Genomic DNA, 16,162 nt, shown 5'->3' on the forward strand with positions numbered 1-16,162 from the left:
GCAGTTAAAGTTGTTTTACCATGGTCAACGTGACCGATTGTGCCCACGTTTACGTGTGGCTTATTACGTTCAAACTTAGCCTTAGCCATGTTTATAGTCCTCGTTTACGTCGAACACAATTCTGAGCAAAAACTCAGCATCGACATATCGCCTAAAAAATCAAACACCCAATACTTGAAAAGCAGACTAATAAGCCTGCTTTTTAAATCTTTGTAGAAAATCTACTAAACTGTATCTGGAGCTCTTATCGAGATTTGAACTCGAGACCTCTCCCTTACCAAGGGAGTGCTCTACCACTGAGCTATAAGAGCGATTATCCTTCGATGGAGCGGGAGACGAGGATCGAACTCGCGACATGCAGCTTGGAAGGCTGCCGCTCTACCAACTGAGCTACTCCCGCACTGTGTTGGTATATATACCACTTCAATCGAAGTTAATGGTGGTGAGAGAAGGATTCGAACCTTCGAAACTTTCGTAGCGGAGTTACAGTCCGCCCCCTTTGACCGCTCGGGAATCTCACCATATCACACTTATTTCAGTGTTGTTCTTTACTTCACAACTACACACCTTTAAGATGGTGCCGGCACACGGATTCGAACTGTGGACCTACTGATTACAAGTCAGTTGCTCTACCAACTGAGCTATGCCGGCTCTTCTTAGTGTTTCGTACGTTTCGTATCGGAACGGTGTGCAGTTTAGCAAAACTTCCAAACGATGCAAGCGGTTTTTTTAAAAAAACCGCTAAAAACTCATAAAATCAATCCGTTTGATGATAATTCAACCGCTTTGATCACTGCGCGAGCTTTTATTTGCGTTTCATTCCATTCAGATTCAGGATTTGAGTCCGCTACCAAGCCTGCTCCAGCCTGTACATAGACCTTTTTATTTCGAATAACACAAGTACGGATTGCAATCGACATATCCATTTCGCCGTGCCATCCTAAATATCCCACTGCCCCGCCAAAGATACCTCTTTTCACAGGCTCAACTTCATCAATAATTTCCATTGCACGGATTTTTGGTGCACCCGATAAAGTACCTGCAGGGAAAGTTGCTTTGAATACATCTAGTGCATCGATATCATCACGAACTTCACCTTGTACATTTGAGACAATGTGCATGACATGCGAATAGCGCTCAATCACCATTTGATCAGTCACTTGGACCTTACCAATTTTAGAAACTCGCCCAACGTCATTTCGACCAAGGTCAATCAACATTAAATGCTCTGCGATTTCTTTTTCATCAGAAAGTAAGTCTTTTTCTAAAGCAAGGTCTTCTTCTTTAGTTTTTCCACGTGGTCTGGTACCTGCAAGAGGACGCACTGTCGCAATGCCATTTTCTAAACGAGAAAGAATTTCTGGCGATGACCCTACAATATGGAATGGCTTTTTATCAGTAATCGTTTGCCCTTGTACCAAGAATAAATAAGGCGATGGGTTCAAATGACGTAAAGCACGATAAACCTGTAAAGCCTCCCCATCGAAATCAGAAACCATACGCTGTCCCGGAACAACCTGCATCACATCACCAGCACGTATATATTCTTTAACTTTTTCGACTGTCTCTAAGAATTTCGCTTTACCAGTAATTGATTCAAAATGTGGAGGTGTATGCGGCTTAGCTTGCAAACTAACTGGGGTAGCTAACAATTGCTCTAATTGATCTAATTTTTGTTGAGCGTCTTCATAAGCATTACTCTGCTCTGCATCCGCATGAACAATTAAAAATAAAGTATCTTTAAGGTTATCAAAGACAATGACTGTCTTTGATAGCATTAACCATAAATCCGGCAATGTAATTGGGTCAGCTGTAGGAACATTCTTTAAACGTGGCTCGATATAACGGACTGCATCATAGCCTAAATAACCCACTAATCCGCCAGTAAAACTTGGTAAGTTTGGCAAGAGCTCAGCAGATGGCACTTTAAATTGCTTCTGAAATTCACGAATATACTGAAATGGGTCTTGGCAATCTTGTTGAGTAATTGAACCATCAGCATGTTGTATAGACAGAACACCTGCATTACATGAGAAAACCGTCGACTCACCTAAACCAATCATAGAATAGCGCGCCCAATTTTCGCCACCTTCGACGGACTCAAATAAATAAGCTTGCGTGTGGTCTTTAAAACGAGCGAAAACAGATAAAGGGGTTTCTGTATCTGCTAAGCGTTGGCGATAAACTGGAATCGTGTTGTAACCAGCAGCCTTGAGTTGCTCAAATTGCGCTAATGTTGTCATGAATTTTCTCTAATATGGTTTCGATTTAAAAGTGTGTTTTTCTAGATTCGGTTTAGACACGCCATCGAAAAACCATACGCTTATTCATTCTGATCTCCATTTCATTCATTAGATAATTAACTCAGCAAGACTATCAACAACTTGCTGAGGTTGGCAATCATAGATATTTTCTCCATGATTATAGCCATAGCTAACCACAATACAATCAATTCCAGCACGACGCGCAGCCTCAATATCATTACTTGAATCGCCAATCATTAATGATTGTGAAGCAGATATTTTTAGGCTTTGCATGCAATGCAATAATGGCAATGGATGAGGCTTTCTCTCAGGTAAACTATCCCCACCAAGTACGACTTGAAAATATGGAGAGAGCTGTAAAGCATCAAGCAAACCTTGAGCAAGTTGTACAGGCTTATTGGTAACGCATGCCATTTGTATATTCAAAGTTTTACAATGTTTTAAAAACTCGGTTACACCAGGATAAATTTGAGTATTTACACAGAGTTCTACACTATATATATCAATAAATTTTTGTAATAAGACTTTATGTTGTTCAGGATCTAATTTTCCAAAAATATGAAGCAGAACACTTTCACAGAGTTTTGAAGCTCCTTTACCCACCCATTCTCGTATTTGAACTTCTGTTACCAATGGCCAACTTAGCGCCTCTAAACTTAAATTCATAGACCGATACAAATCAGCAGCAGAATCAACCAACGTCCCATCTAGATCAAATAAAATTAAATCGCGCTTACTTAGTTGTGCAACAGACATCTTTTTTCTACTCAAAATTAAAAAGGCATGCGTTTAGCATGCCTTGATTGTAAAAGCAGCAACGGATTATTTAAAGAATAACCATGCCAATACAGCTAAAATTACTAAAATAATAATAGTGATTAAACCAACTGAGGCATTCTTTTGTTGCTCTTTTTCTTCGGCAACTCGAGAAACAGGCTCATCAAAAGTCACAGGTGATGGTTGTTTTACATTGACATCCACACCTTCGGGAATAGGCGCAGGTTTTGGAATAGAAATATTCTGCGGCATACCATCGCGACGAACTTCTACTTCTGCGGCACGCTCTGCAAGGCTCGGCATTCCTTGATCGCTTAAATCTGGAGAGGATGTCGTATTTACAGGTTCGGCTTCAATTTCAGGTAATTCCGTGATTGCCTGTGCAGGTGCTAGTACAGAAAATTTAAAACTAGCAAACTGAACAATATCACCATCATGCAACTGCTTTTCTTGCTCAATACGAATATCGTTTACAAATGTGCCATTCGATGAATTCAGGTCTTGCACCCATAGCGCTTGATCTTTTAGAAGCAATGCAGCATGGCGACGTGAAATTTCAGCAGCTTGTAACAATACATCAGCATCTTGATGACGCCCTACCAACATATCACGATCAACATTAATTTCTTGGCCAGTAATTTCACCAGTAATTGCTTGTAGTTTCCAAGTCATGCGTATGTCCTATTCATTTTTTATCAATCATAACATGCTACTACTGTGCTGTGCTTGGGCGCAGTGTCGTTGTTGTTACTGTATTTTTAGTACGATTAACTTCAGGATCAGGTAACTGTAAAGTTTGCTTTTGCAGTGCTGGCTCTACGGCTACAGGTGTAGTTACCGTCGAGGTTTTTCCACCTGAAGGAACTTGTTGATAGTTTTTCGGCTGAGAGGCAATACTAGGTGGTGTCATCTTTTGATTGTAGACATCATCAACCTGCTCAGGCAGTTTTGCAAAATTGCCGTTTTTATCCATAGCCAATTGCAAGCTATAAAGCTGGCTATAGCGCTGCTGAGACAAACGGCGCACATCATTTGCATCACCCACAATTGTTGGGTGGATAAAAACAAGAAGGTTACGCTTCACATTACTTCGAGTATCCGAGCGGAATAATCTACCTAAGTATGGAATACTGCTTAACCCAGGAATACCTTGACGGTTAAATTCAACATCATCAGATACTAAGCCACCCAAGACTACTGTCTGTCCATGCTCAGCCAATACAGCTGTTTTTATAGCACGTTTGTTTGTAATCAAATCGGCAGCCTGCCCCTTACTCGCCTGAACATTTGAAACTTCTTGTTCAATTTCAAGTCGAACTGTGCCATTTTCACCTATGTGAGGTATAACTTTTAATGTCACCCCCACATCTTTACGCTCAACCGTGGTGTATGGGTTGATCCCCGTACTGTTTGTAGTGACCGATCCTGTTACAAATGGAACGTTTTGACCGACAACAATATAAGCTTCTTCATTGTCCATCGTTACAATAGAGGGGGTAGACAATAAATTAGAAGCTGTATTCTCTTTTAAAGCTTGAATTAAAGCTCCATAAAGCTGGCGAGAACCATCCGCACCCTCTTTATACTTCCCTAATGCAATTGAACTACCGGCTCCAATTGCACTTCCCAAACCAGAAGCACCGCCAGTTAAATAACCTGCTGCCAATGAAGCCAGACTTGAACCTGCATTGGTAAAGTTAATTAGACCAATACCACTATTAATGTCACCAAGTGCCCATTGCACCCCTAATTGATCGGCATCTTTACCTGAAACCTCAATAATCGCAGCTTCAATCAGAACTTGCTGACGACGAACATCAAGCTGCTGAATAGCAGATTCAATTTCGCGCATTAATTGAGGATCTGCCTTAACCACTAACGAGTTTTGGGCATTATCCGCAATAATGCTTACCCCATTTTGGCTAAAGCTAGAGATATTATTCTGATTATTATTGTTCGAATTACCATTTAAATTAATAGATGGCGTAGAAATTGAACTACCATTTGAACCAGAGGTATTTGAACTAGAATTCTGGTTATTACCCATCAAATTATTGATCGGATTCGATGAATTAGAAGAACTGTTATTACTATTTGACGAAGAAACAGCTTGTCCTGTTACGAGGCCTTGCAAAATCTCAGATAAATTTTTTGCACTTGCATATTTCAATCGAAAAACTTTTAAACCACCTAAACGGTCGGCCGAAGGCACATCCAGCATTTCAATCATGTGGCGAATACGCTTACGCGTTTCAGGATCACCCTTAACTAAAATACGATTGGTTCGGTTGTCTGCAATAATACGGATACGGGCACCGTTAAAATCTTTCGATGCTCCCGTAGCACTCATTGCTTCCAGTTGAGTAATAATTTCTTCAGCTTGGCTCGACTGAAGGCTTATTGCCTCAATATCATTCTGGCCAGTACCATCTAAATTACGAATAATATTTTCAAGTTGATAAATATTTGCCGCACGGTCCGAAACAATCAGCGCATTAGTCCCTGCAATTGCAGCCATATGTGCAAATTGCGGCATTAATGGACGAAGTGCTGGAATTAAATCATTAGGATTGGTGTTTTCAAGCCAAATGACGCGGGTAACAATCTGATCACCACGCAATTTATTTCGCGAGTCGTAAGGAATTCCCGAATTTTTAACATTGCTATCTGGAACCAACTTAATGGTGTTACCCGAAGGAATTGCCACTACTCCATTCACATTTAAGACCCCAAGGAATAGGTCGTAAACTTCATTTTTATTAAGAGGTTTATTCGATATTACTGTGACGTTACCACGTACTCGTGGATCTACTGCAAAGTTTTTACCCGTAATATCTGCCACTTCATTAATAAATGCAGTTAAGTCAGCATCACGTAAATTGATCTTCCATGTTTGGGCATAGACACTGCTGCTCACTGTCGCAATCAATGGGGCTGCTGCAAGTAATGCCCAAAGTGGACGTTGATGATTCAATAAAGCCATAACTTGCGATAATTCCTAACTCTTATGGTGACGTGTTATCACTAAAAATTTTGTTGTATGGTCATCACTTGATCACCACGTTTTATTTCTATTTTCACTTGCCCAGCTCGACGAGCCTGTTCAAGTAACTGCACATCCGTTTGTCCCTGCCCAACCGTTTGACCGTTTAAAGAAACAATCCGATCACCCGGCCTTAAACCTAACTTATTTCGAAGCGCAGTGGGTGTACGTTCTGTAACTTCAAAACCTTCACCAGAGTTCCCACTAACGCCCATGTCACGCAGATATTGTTCACGGTTGCCTTGCATTTGCTGAATAGCCTGTCCTAACGCCTCTTGAGTCGTATTAACAGGTGCCGATGACTGAGGCGCAGTAGCAGTTGGCTGTGAAGCATCTGGCGTCATAGGTTGATATAAACCGTTTGGCAAACCTTTAAATTGGAGTTCACGAGTACTTCCATTACCTTGACGTAATATTACGTGATCCCAATAAACTTCTGCCAACTGATAAGATGTAGAACCGATTGTTTCTCCTACCCGATATCGGTCGGCAATATTGTCTAGTTTAATAACAGCCGAAGAAAAACGGTTCGGATAACCTAGCATTACGCCTTGTAATTCTAGGTTGACATTTTCCTGAGCTGCATTGGCTGAAGGTTCATTAAAAAGCGAAAAAGTACTAATGTTAGGAATTTGCGGCTGCTGTGATCCTAACTCGACTCGATCAAATTGCATCATTTGAGGAGGGGCAATTACCCACCAAAATAATGAAGCTAATTTCCAACACAACCATAAAACCAAAAAGGCAAACACAACTACACTTAACCGATCTAATTTTTGCCACTGTAATTGCTGTAATTTCTCAATCCATACTTTCATTAGTTACCCCCTTGTATTAAGGGTTGACGAGAACTAATGACAAACGTATCTAAACCAGCTTTTCCATCATAAGATGGGATATTGAGTAATAACCTTTGGGTAAGCTGTACATCAAGCATCATGTTGGCATCTAATAAGAGATTCGCCATTTTTTGACTGCGTTGATCACGTATATCAACTTGTAATTGTCCATTTTGATCCGTTAATTGCCCATTTAAAGAAGGCATATTCATACGGTCTTGACGATCACCGATATTATAAATTAAAGCACCACCACCCCAATGTAATTGACCATCAACTGCTGCGAACCCCTGCTCTTTCTTATAATTAAACTCAATATCTTTCAGCTGGATGCTGTTCGCAGGCCATTGCCAATTCACAATTTGTTTTAATGTTTCAGGTGCAACCTGACCATTCATAGCCTTTACAATTACTTTTTTCCCCACACCATAGCCCATTACCCCAGCTAATTGGGTATTTCCACTATGGATATCTACATCAGCAGCGAACCTTAATAAAAACAGGTCTAGAGGTCTAGTTTTCCAATGAATCGAGCCTCTCAAAGTACCACGCCGCCAATCTGCTTGGCCTTGCCAGATATTTCCACTTACATTGTGTAGAGTTTGATTATTCTTTGAAAATTTAGAAATAAGCCACGTCGCCGGGATCTGTAAAATAATAAAAATTAAAAATGCAATGAGGGCAAAAAACCACCACTTCCATTGCTTAGACTTTTTCTTCATTCAGCCTTACCAACATGCAAATTATCATCCTTATTTTGAGAGTAGCTCCCTAGTCTGACATTATGCATACTTTTTCAACATCGCCAATTCACTTCATATAAAAAAACCAAGCAATCGGGCTTGGCTTCGGTATTAAGACTATAAGTTGAACGTATGACAAAATCATGAAAACTTGACGCTTAATGAACTAAATGCACATTTGATCTCAACAATTCATTTAAAGAGCAATTTAAACACTCAATTTTTTAAATAATATTTATAGCAAAATTTTGAGATATTTTTATCAATAAAAAAGCCAAGCAAATTTGCTTGGCTTTTAAAAATGGCAATTTGATTAGATTAAGAAATCTTCAAGTTTTGCGCCTTTTTCAATTTCAGCAACTAACCAGCGTGGTTGTTTACCGCGACCAGTCCAAGTCTCTTCAGCATTGTTTTTGTTGCGGTAACGAGGCTCAACAGATTTACGAGTTGTTTTCTTACGTTTTTGAGCACCAAACTCAAGAAGTTGTTCAACACTGAAACCTACATTTTCAGCAATCTCGATAATTTGATTATAAGCATCTTCGATTGCTTGATCTTTTTTACTTGCAATTAAAGCTTCTGCTTCTTCTTGTAAGCGTTTTAACTCTTCAACAGATAATTCACTGATATCCGGTTTCATTAATAAATACTCCAGTCTTACAGACAATTCAAAATAATACAGACAAAATTTAAAAACATAAAATCAAGACCAATATTATTTATAATCTATTCAATAAGCAATAGTTTGAAAGCCGTGTTCATCAGAATAATCAAAAAAATTACCTTTTAATTACATTACCAATTATAAATGAAATATATTTTATTAATATTTATTTAAGATAAATGTATTAAGTCATGCCCAACTGATTTTTCTAGCTCAATAATTTTTTGTTTTATTTCCTGTGGTATTTCACATTTTCGTTCTGTTAATTTATCTACGCATACCATAACAGCTTCACCAGTAGCGACTATTTGTTGTTGGGTTTCACTCCACAATATATAAGCCATACGGAATGCGCTATTACGGAGCTCTTCCACGCGAACACCAACTTTCAATACGTCAGGATAAAAAACAGGCTTTAAATATTTACACTGACTTGAAGCAACAACGGTATATAAATGTGGGGTTAATATATTGATTGCTTCCATATATAAAATACGTGAGCTTTCAATATATCGATAATATTGTACATTATTGACATGACCAAAAGCGTCCATATCTCCCCACGCTACTTTCTGTTCATATATTACCGGGTAGACAGACAGTTCTTTCATTTTTACCTCATATTTTAAACTTTAAAAAATTTGCATCATTTTCAAAGATTAGATTTAACTGTTTGATTAACACATCATCTTCTTTAAGCGTGGACTTAATACGTAAATAGCTCATTAAAATATTATCTGGATATAATGATAATAATGTTTCAGCTTCTGTTTGACGTCCAGTTGCCATATAGACATGCCATTTTGCAAAGGTTAAAACTGGCAAATTCATATATTGATTTTCAAATTGAATAATTTTTTCTTCAACATCGGCATAGTCTGGAACTTGTTTAAGCAACTGCTGCTGAAACCATAGATAAAACACTTCTGGGTCAAACTGTTCTTTTAACAAATGTAGCGTTAAGGCCGCATGCTGCATGCTCATATCTGGCATACGTGCTAATAGTTTTAGCCATAACAACTTACTGCTATAAGGTCGAGTTTGTATTTCAGACTCTAAATCCAAATAACGTTGCTGCAAGGCATGTAAGTCATCGATAGATGCTTGGTCAAATTGCTGAAGAAGCTGCTGTAACCATAAATCACGGTGTTCTGCATCTAGTAAACCGTATTTCATAGAACGTAAATATACCCATGGATGTTGCAGCGCTAATTGCCCCCATAAAGCCGTTAACCTTTGCTGGTAAGCTGTTTCTATTTCTTGTAACCAAGGCGATAACTGATGCTGGTATAAAAATTCAAGATGAGTTAATGCACGATCAGCTTCATTTTCGGCTAAAAAGATTTCAATTCGCTGTAACTCTGCCAATTCAAATGCCATCGGTGGTGATTGATCGAGAGCAGCCAATGCTTTTGAATAATCCCCACTTAAAACCAGAAACTTGGCATCGATAATATTTTTTAAAAGCCCTGATTGAGTAAAAACACGTTCAATAAATACACGTTGATCTTCGGCCGCTTCTAATAACCAAACAATACCTAATTGTTCATAGGGATGAAGGTTTTTAAACTGGAAGATGTTTTCACTTTTTCTTTGTTCACGAGATGAATAACGTTTAATCCACAGCCACAAGAGTTGAGCAATAAAACTCATCACTACAAAAGTAAGAGTTAATCCCCAGACATTTGTTTGCAGCTGCAATTGTCGCCAGTAAATATAGACATACCCCATTCCATAGCCATAACTAAATAAAGCTAGGGCTGCAAAGAGTATTAAGCTGATTACGAAATAAACCCACAGGAGGTGTTTCATATATCCTCCTTATGAGCCGATTAGCCCAAGTGTAGAGAGTTTAGGAACAGGCACGATAGATAAATGTGCCACTTTAGCAATACGTTTTTTTAACTGCTGACTGGTTGCATCAGGCATTTCATCTAACTTTTGCATCACAGATTGCAACTCATTTTGATACTCAGTCATTTTTCCTTGATTGAGTGCCTGTTCGGCAATCAACAATCTTAATTGCACTTCTTTAAGCACAACGCTTCGACTCATTAAATTAATAGACGGCGTTTCTACTTTTTCTATACGGAACCACTTTTTCCACCAAGACACAGTCTCGGATTGATCCATTTCAAGTTTAGGCTGGGCTAAGGCTTGTTGAATATTCTTATCAATGTTCTGTAATAAATCATCGATTAATTGATGACGTTGATTTTGAGCCAAAGTGAACTGTTGAACTGCCTGTTTATCCTGCTCAAGCGATTGATCCAAGCTATGCTGCAATGCAGGAGCAATTTCATAGTGTACAAGCGATTGCTGTAACTGATTTAATTGATCAACTGCATAAATCAACTGCTGCTGATCAATCGCAAATTGAATTAAATCTAACTTTTGTTTAATTAAAACTGTAGGTGCAATACCTGTCGGTGGAGCATCCGGTTGAGCTACTGAACTCGTTTTATTCCCTGTACTTACGGGTTGATTCTGCAACTGTCGCTGTAAAGCAACCAATTGATCATTTAAATTGGCATAGTGCTGTTCTGATTGCAGCAGACTTTGTTTAAGCTCGGGAACAGTACGAGAAATTTGCCACATATCGTAACTGAGCTTAGCCAACCAAGCTACGCCCAGTAAAATGATGATAGAAACAAGTTTTCTCATACGAATCCTTATAATGCCTGAATGTGATGAATCATCCCCGAAGGCGATAAATTTTCAAGTTGAATAATGTGAAAATGAGCCTGTTGCTGATCGCGATACTCTTTAACAATTTGAAAAAGACGAGGTCCTAAAACCAGATATACACCATCAGGTTGTACATTATTTTTTGAACAAAGCTCTAACCAATATTTCCAGCTCGCTTCACTGGTAATTAAGACGAGCCATTTATTTAAATTATAATTTGAATTCTGTGTCAGATGTTTGAATGTAGAATATGAAGTTTCTGGGCATTGCCGATGATATAGAACAAAATTTAAAATCTGAATTCCTTGTTGTTGCAAGGTCTCCATCATAAATTGGCGTCCACCTTCTCCCCGCCAAAAAGCCACACTACCCGTCTGTTGCATATTGTGCAGAATAGGCAGGTTCAACATTCCTTCAGAAGTTTCAACATCTGGGATATGTGCTTCTATTCCATATTCGTTTAGACAATTGGCTGTTGCTTGCCCTACCGCAATCCACTGAATATGTTTTAAGTCGCTAATTTTTAAATCGCTTTTTACTAAATACTCCATACCCAATTCAACAGCAGTTGGGCTGACGACAACAATAGCTTGCGCCTTAACTAATTGTTGGTAAAGCTGAAGTAAGTGTTCGGAAAATGGGGTAGCAACGAGCTCTAAAAGAGGTAAAGACTCAACCTGATAACCTTCATTTTGCAAAGCTTCTGTTAATTCAGCTGCACGCGAATCAGGTCGAGTATTAATAAACAGCATGGTTTAGTAGAGGGCCTTTAATAGCTCGCCAGCACCTTGATCAAGTAAGTTTCGAGCAAGGTTTTCACCCAATTGCTGAGCATTATTGGCTTCATCTGTTAGTTCAGCACGTAATAATGTTTGGCCATCAGGGCTTCCAACACGACCTTCGATATGGATTTGACCATTTTGCAGTGTGGCATAACCTGCAATTGGGACCTGACAACCGCCTTCAAGATAGGCATTAAATGCACGTTCAGCACGTACACAAACATCAGTTTCTTCGTGTAATAAAGGTTGAATTAAAGCCAATACATCTTGGTCAGCTGCACGGCACTCTAAACCCAATGCACCTTGTCCCACAGCAGGCAAACTAATATCTGGTGTCAAACAATGACGGATACGTTCTGACAAACCTAAACGCTTCAAACCAGCACTGGCCAGAATAATCGCATCGTATTGACCTTCATCTAGCTTCGCCAAACGTGTGCCAACATTTCCACGCAAGTCAATAATTTGCAAATCAGGACGTTGTTTTAAAATCTGAGATTTACGACGCAAACTTGAGGTACCGACTTTTGCACCTTGTGGTAAATCAGCGAATTTTTCAAACTGATTTGAAACAAAAGCATCTAACGGATCTTCACGCTCACAAATTACTGCTAAAGTTAAACCTTCTGGCAAAGCCATTGGGACATCTTTCATTGAATGTACGGCTAAGTCTGCACGCCCATCTAAAAGTGCTGCTTCCAACTCTTTAACGAACAGCCCTTTGCCCCCAATTTTTGCTAAAGGCGTATCTAAAATTTTATCGCCCTGCGTGACAAATTTAACCAGTTCCACCGTTAAATCAGGGTGAAGCTCCTCTAAACGGGCACGAATATGTTCTGCCTGCCAAAGAGCAAGTGGGCTTTGTCGTGTAGCAATTTTCAAGGTTTTCATAAATTCAAGCATGGGCTGGTCAAACAATACACCCTAAACTTAACTTGATCCCTTAAAATTGCAAGTAAAATCTCGCAAGTCCAAGATAACTCTTTTAAATTTAGAGCTGATGAATTCGCTCTCTAAGCGTAGACAAATGTCGACGACTCACTGAAAGTCTTTCATCAAGACCGCGTAATTTAACCTGATATTGCCCCGAACTGATCAGCTCCAACCCATCTAAATATGCGACTGCAACCAACGCATTTCGATGAATACGAATGAACTGATCTGCGAATTCGGTTTCAAGCTCTTTTAATGTTTCATCTATTAATACACTGCCATTTTTATGTCTCACAGTGACATATTTCTGATCGGCTAAAAAGTAATAGATATTTTCAACTGGAATCAGCTCAACACCACGATAGGTTTTTGCGGCAATTTGATGACGCTGTGTTTTTAAATCTTGTAAAAGTTCAGAATTCGGTAATGCATTGAGCTGCGCTTGAGTAAGTTGGGTTAGCTGACTTAAAGCTTGCTCAAGCTCAACCGGATCAATCGGTTTAAGAAGATATGCTTGAGCCTGAGCTTTAAAAGCTTCCAATGCATGCTGATCGTAGGCGGTACAAAATACAATAGCTGGTCGAGGATTGAGCTGACTTAACTGTTCTGCACAGACAAGCCCATTCATACCTGGCATTTGAATATCAAGCAAGATTACATCCGGTTGATGAAGCCGTGCCTGTTCCAAGGCCTCTTGTCCATGATGAGCCGTTGATACAACTTCATGTCCCATCTTTGAAACTAAACGTGATAAACGCTCCACTGCAAGTGGTTCATCATCACAAATTAGCACCTTCATTCATCCTCCTTGTCACCGTTAACTTGGTCCATTTTTTTATGGTTAACTCTGACTGACTTATTATTTTGTTTGATATTGATAGCTCATAATAGTGGTATATAAAGCTTCACCTTTATAAACCTGAAATCTAACGGTGTTCCCATAATACGCTTTCAGGCGCTGCTTAACATTTTCAAGAGCGATTCCATGCCCTTTCCGTGAATTTATTGTATCGTCTGTATATGGGTTGGTAATGACTATACTGACCTGATTTTGCAATATTTCAACCAATACCCCTATGGTTGCTTTACCCATCATTGGTTCTACCCCATGAAAAATACTATTCTCTAACAAAGGTTGTAATGTCAATAAAGGAATAGTGATCTGTTTTAATTGCACAGATGAAAGCTCGATCTTCCAATCTACTTTTAAACGTTCTCCCAAACGGACCTGTTCAATCATTAAATATTGTTTACTCAGCTCGATTTCTTCATGCAGACTCACCAATTTTAATTCTTGGAAACTTGCTCGAAATAAACGCGACAAACTAATAAGCATACTTTCTGCTTTATCTGGATCTATCGCGATTAAACTCACCACATTATTTAAACTATTAAATAAGAAGTGAGGGTGAATTCGTGCTTGCATGGCCTGAATACGGGCATTTAACTCGGCATATTGCTGGTGCAACCATTGTTCCCTGACATATAAATAACGTAAGCAGAAAGCCCCGAGTAATATTCCATAGCTTAGATATAAAGGTACATTGGTAAAATAAACACTCCAGCCCTGCGTTAAAAAAGCATGTTTATTTAAAAGACCAAACTGAAAAAAATTACTGATTAAAGTGGTCAAAACAACAATACTTTGCAGCATGACAAAACCAATAGCCAAAGCAAATTCTTGACGCAAGCTGCTAAAAAAACTTTGAAAGCGTTCCACCAATGCAAAAAAGGACAATATTACCCAGTTAATAAAAATGATGTATTGAAAAAGCCTTCCCCCGCTTAAGGCTTGCCAAGACTGCGCTTCAGCCAATGCCAGAACCAGTGCCAAAACATTACTTGCGATAATTAATTCGAATAAGTGTTGCCAACGCCCGCTTTTCGTAAAAAAATAGGAGGAATTTTGATTTCGGTATGCTGTAGGAAACAACTTTGTTTGTTGAGCTTCGGCAAGTGATATACTCTTTTTTATTTTACTGAGCCACCATGACCACATCTTCAAATCCCCCTAATTCAGTAACCCCAGACCAAACCTCAGGTATGTGGGGTGGTCGTTTTTCTGAAGCGACGGACGCTTTTGTAGCCGAATTTACCGCCTCTGTTCAGTTTGACCAACGTTTTTATAAACAAGACATCGCTGGTTCGATTGCGCATGCTACCATGCTTGCGAAAGTTGGCGTACTCACAGAAGCAGAACGCGATGACATTATTGAAGGTTTAAGCACCATTCGCTCAGAAATTGAGGCTGGAAACTTTGAATGGCGCATCGATCTTGAAGATGTTCACATGAACATTGAATCACGTTTGACTCAACGTATTGGCATTACAGGTAAAAAATTACACACTGGCCGTAGCCGTAACGATCAGGTTGCAACTGATATTCGTCTTTACCTGCGCGACGAAATTGATGATATTTTAAAATTATTAGAACGTTTACAAAAAGGCTTGTTAGGCTTGGCTGCTAAAAATGTAAATACAATTATGCCAGGCTTTACACACCTACAAACCGCTCAACCAGTAACTTTTGGTCATCACTTGTTAGCATGGTTTGAAATGTTGGTACGTGACACTGAACGTCTTCAAGACTGCCGTAAACGTGTTAACCGTATGCCACTTGGATCTGCCGCTCTTGCTGGTACTACTTATCCGATTGACCGTGCTTATACAGCAGAACTTTTAGGGTTTGAAGCTGTATCTGAAAACTCTCTTGATGCTGTATCTGACCGTGACTTTGCCATTGAATTTAATGCAGCTGCTGCACTTATTATGATGCACTTATCACGTATGTCAGAAGAGCTCATTCTTTGGACTTCTGCACAGTTCAAATTTGTGAATATTCCTGACCGCTTCTGTACTGGTTCTTCAATCATGCCACAGAAGAAAAATCCGGATGTTCCAGAACTTATTCGCGGTAAATCTGGCCGTGTATTTGGTGACTTAATTAGCTTACTTACGCTCATGAAAGGTCAACCATTGGCGTACAACAAAGATAACCAAGAAGACAAAGAACCTTTATTTGATGCAATCGATACAGTTCGTGGTTCACTCATGGCATTTGCAGACATGATTCCTGCATTGGTTCCAAATATTGAAATCATGCGTGAAGCTGCTCTTCGTGGATTCTCGACTGCAACCGATCTTGCAGACTACCTAGTGAAAAAAGGCGTTGCATTTCGTGATGCGCATGAAATTGTAGGTAAAGCAGTTGCATTAGGTGTTGCTGAAGAAAAAGACTTATCTGAACTCACACTTGAGCAATTACAGCAATTCTCTGACTTAATTACAGCAGATGTGTTTGACAAAGCCCTAACTCTAGAAGCTTCTGTAAATGCTCGTGATCATATTGGTGGAACTTCTCCAAAACAGGTTGAAGCTGCAATTGCGCGTGCCCACGCACGTTTAGAACAGTTATACGCTTAAGGATAA

At 39.3% G+C, this 16,162-nt stretch carries 16 protein-coding genes and 4 tRNA genes; 1 reads left to right on the forward strand and 19 read right to left on the reverse strand.

Annotated features, from left to right (window positions below; all coding sequences use genetic code 11):
• The 19 genes from RMA94_RS01955 to RMA94_RS02045 all read right to left on the reverse strand — a co-directional run.
• Positions 1 to 89, reverse strand: an 89-nt coding sequence (locus RMA94_RS01955; RefSeq protein ID WP_072292276.1) for a GTP-binding protein, incomplete at its 3' end; no start/stop codon positions are given.
• Positions 90 to 236: 147 nt separating this feature from the next.
• Positions 237 to 311, reverse strand: a tRNA-Thr gene (locus tag RMA94_RS01960).
• Positions 312 to 324: 13 nt separating this feature from the next.
• Positions 325 to 400, reverse strand: a tRNA-Gly gene (locus tag RMA94_RS01965).
• A gap of 37 nt (positions 401 to 437) precedes the next feature.
• Positions 438 to 521 (reverse strand) — tRNA-Tyr (locus RMA94_RS01970).
• Positions 522 to 575: 54 nt separating this feature from the next.
• Positions 576 to 651 (reverse strand) — tRNA-Thr (locus RMA94_RS01975).
• A gap of 98 nt (positions 652 to 749) precedes the next feature.
• On the reverse strand, positions 750 to 2,243 hold the full coding sequence (gene trpE / locus RMA94_RS01980; protein ID WP_311081633.1) for an anthranilate synthase component I: 1,494 nt from the start codon (positions 2,241 to 2,243) through the stop codon (positions 750 to 752).
• 108 nt (positions 2,244 to 2,351) lie between these two features.
• Positions 2,352 to 3,020 carry a phosphoglycolate phosphatase gene (locus RMA94_RS01985; protein WP_005079407.1) on the reverse strand — a complete coding sequence of 223 codons (669 nt, stop codon included), beginning with the start codon at positions 3,018 to 3,020 and terminating at the stop codon, positions 2,352 to 2,354.
• Between the two features lie 66 nt (positions 3,021 to 3,086).
• Positions 3,087 to 3,713: an FHA domain-containing protein gene (locus tag RMA94_RS01990; RefSeq protein WP_311081634.1), complete on the reverse strand. Its 627-nt coding sequence runs from the start codon at positions 3,711 to 3,713 to the stop codon at positions 3,087 to 3,089.
• A gap of 40 nt (positions 3,714 to 3,753) precedes the next feature.
• Positions 3,754 to 6,024, reverse strand: a complete 2,271-nt coding sequence (gene gspD / locus RMA94_RS01995; protein ID WP_311081635.1) for a type II secretion system secretin GspD — start codon at positions 6,022 to 6,024, stop codon at positions 3,754 to 3,756.
• A 41-nt stretch (positions 6,025 to 6,065) separates the two neighbouring features.
• A complete protein-coding gene (locus RMA94_RS02000; RefSeq protein WP_005079413.1) occupies positions 6,066 to 6,902 on the reverse strand; it encodes a type II secretion system protein N in 837 nt (278 codons plus the stop codon).
• Positions 6,902 to 7,645 carry a type II secretion system protein N gene (gspN, locus tag RMA94_RS02005; protein WP_002121195.1) on the reverse strand — a complete coding sequence of 248 codons (744 nt, stop codon included), beginning with the start codon at positions 7,643 to 7,645 and terminating at the stop codon, positions 6,902 to 6,904. The genes RMA94_RS02000 and gspN overlap by 1 nt, the downstream gene beginning before the upstream one ends.
• Before the next feature lie 334 nt (positions 7,646 to 7,979).
• Positions 7,980 to 8,306 carry an H-NS family nucleoid-associated regulatory protein gene (locus tag RMA94_RS02010; protein WP_000801427.1) on the reverse strand — a complete coding sequence of 109 codons (327 nt, stop codon included), beginning with the start codon at positions 8,304 to 8,306 and terminating at the stop codon, positions 7,980 to 7,982.
• A 194-nt stretch (positions 8,307 to 8,500) separates the two neighbouring features.
• The gene (locus RMA94_RS02015; RefSeq protein ID WP_002121251.1) at positions 8,501 to 8,941 is read right to left on the reverse strand and encodes a thioesterase family protein; all 441 of its coding nucleotides are present in this window, start codon (positions 8,939 to 8,941) and stop codon (positions 8,501 to 8,503) included.
• 7 nt (positions 8,942 to 8,948) lie between these two features.
• Positions 8,949 to 10,142, reverse strand: coding sequence for a heme biosynthesis protein HemY (locus tag RMA94_RS02020; RefSeq protein WP_202724773.1), 1,194 nt, complete (start codon positions 10,140 to 10,142; stop codon positions 8,949 to 8,951).
• Between the two features lie 9 nt (positions 10,143 to 10,151).
• A complete protein-coding gene (locus tag RMA94_RS02025; protein ID WP_311081638.1) occupies positions 10,152 to 10,994 on the reverse strand; it encodes a hypothetical protein in 843 nt (280 codons plus the stop codon).
• 8 nt (positions 10,995 to 11,002) lie between these two features.
• Positions 11,003 to 11,770 (reverse strand): uroporphyrinogen-III synthase, encoded by a 768-nt coding sequence (locus RMA94_RS02030; protein ID WP_311081640.1) that lies wholly within the window; start codon positions 11,768 to 11,770, stop codon positions 11,003 to 11,005.
• Positions 11,771 to 11,773: 3 nt separating this feature from the next.
• Entirely contained in the window at positions 11,774 to 12,691 is a 918-nt protein-coding gene (gene hemC / locus RMA94_RS02035; protein ID WP_032037675.1) for a hydroxymethylbilane synthase, read from the reverse strand.
• Positions 12,692 to 12,791: 100 nt separating this feature from the next.
• Positions 12,792 to 13,532 carry a LytTR family DNA-binding domain-containing protein gene (locus RMA94_RS02040; protein WP_311081642.1) on the reverse strand — a complete coding sequence of 247 codons (741 nt, stop codon included), beginning with the start codon at positions 13,530 to 13,532 and terminating at the stop codon, positions 12,792 to 12,794.
• Between the two features lie 60 nt (positions 13,533 to 13,592).
• Entirely contained in the window at positions 13,593 to 14,732 is a 1,140-nt protein-coding gene (locus tag RMA94_RS02045) for a histidine kinase (protein WP_311081644.1), read from the reverse strand.
• On the opposite strand from RMA94_RS02045, the gene argH reads away from it, so the two are divergent.
• Positions 14,723 to 16,156: an argininosuccinate lyase gene (argH, locus tag RMA94_RS02050; protein ID WP_213688977.1), complete on the forward strand. Its 1,434-nt coding sequence runs from the start codon at positions 14,723 to 14,725 to the stop codon at positions 16,154 to 16,156. The two genes, RMA94_RS02045 and argH, sit on opposite strands and share 10 nt — an antisense overlap.
• Positions 16,157 to 16,162 lie beyond the last annotated feature (6 nt).

Source organism: Acinetobacter sp. V115_6 (genome assembly GCF_031799025.1).
Classification (GTDB): Bacteria; Pseudomonadota; Gammaproteobacteria; order Pseudomonadales; family Moraxellaceae; genus Acinetobacter; species Acinetobacter pittii.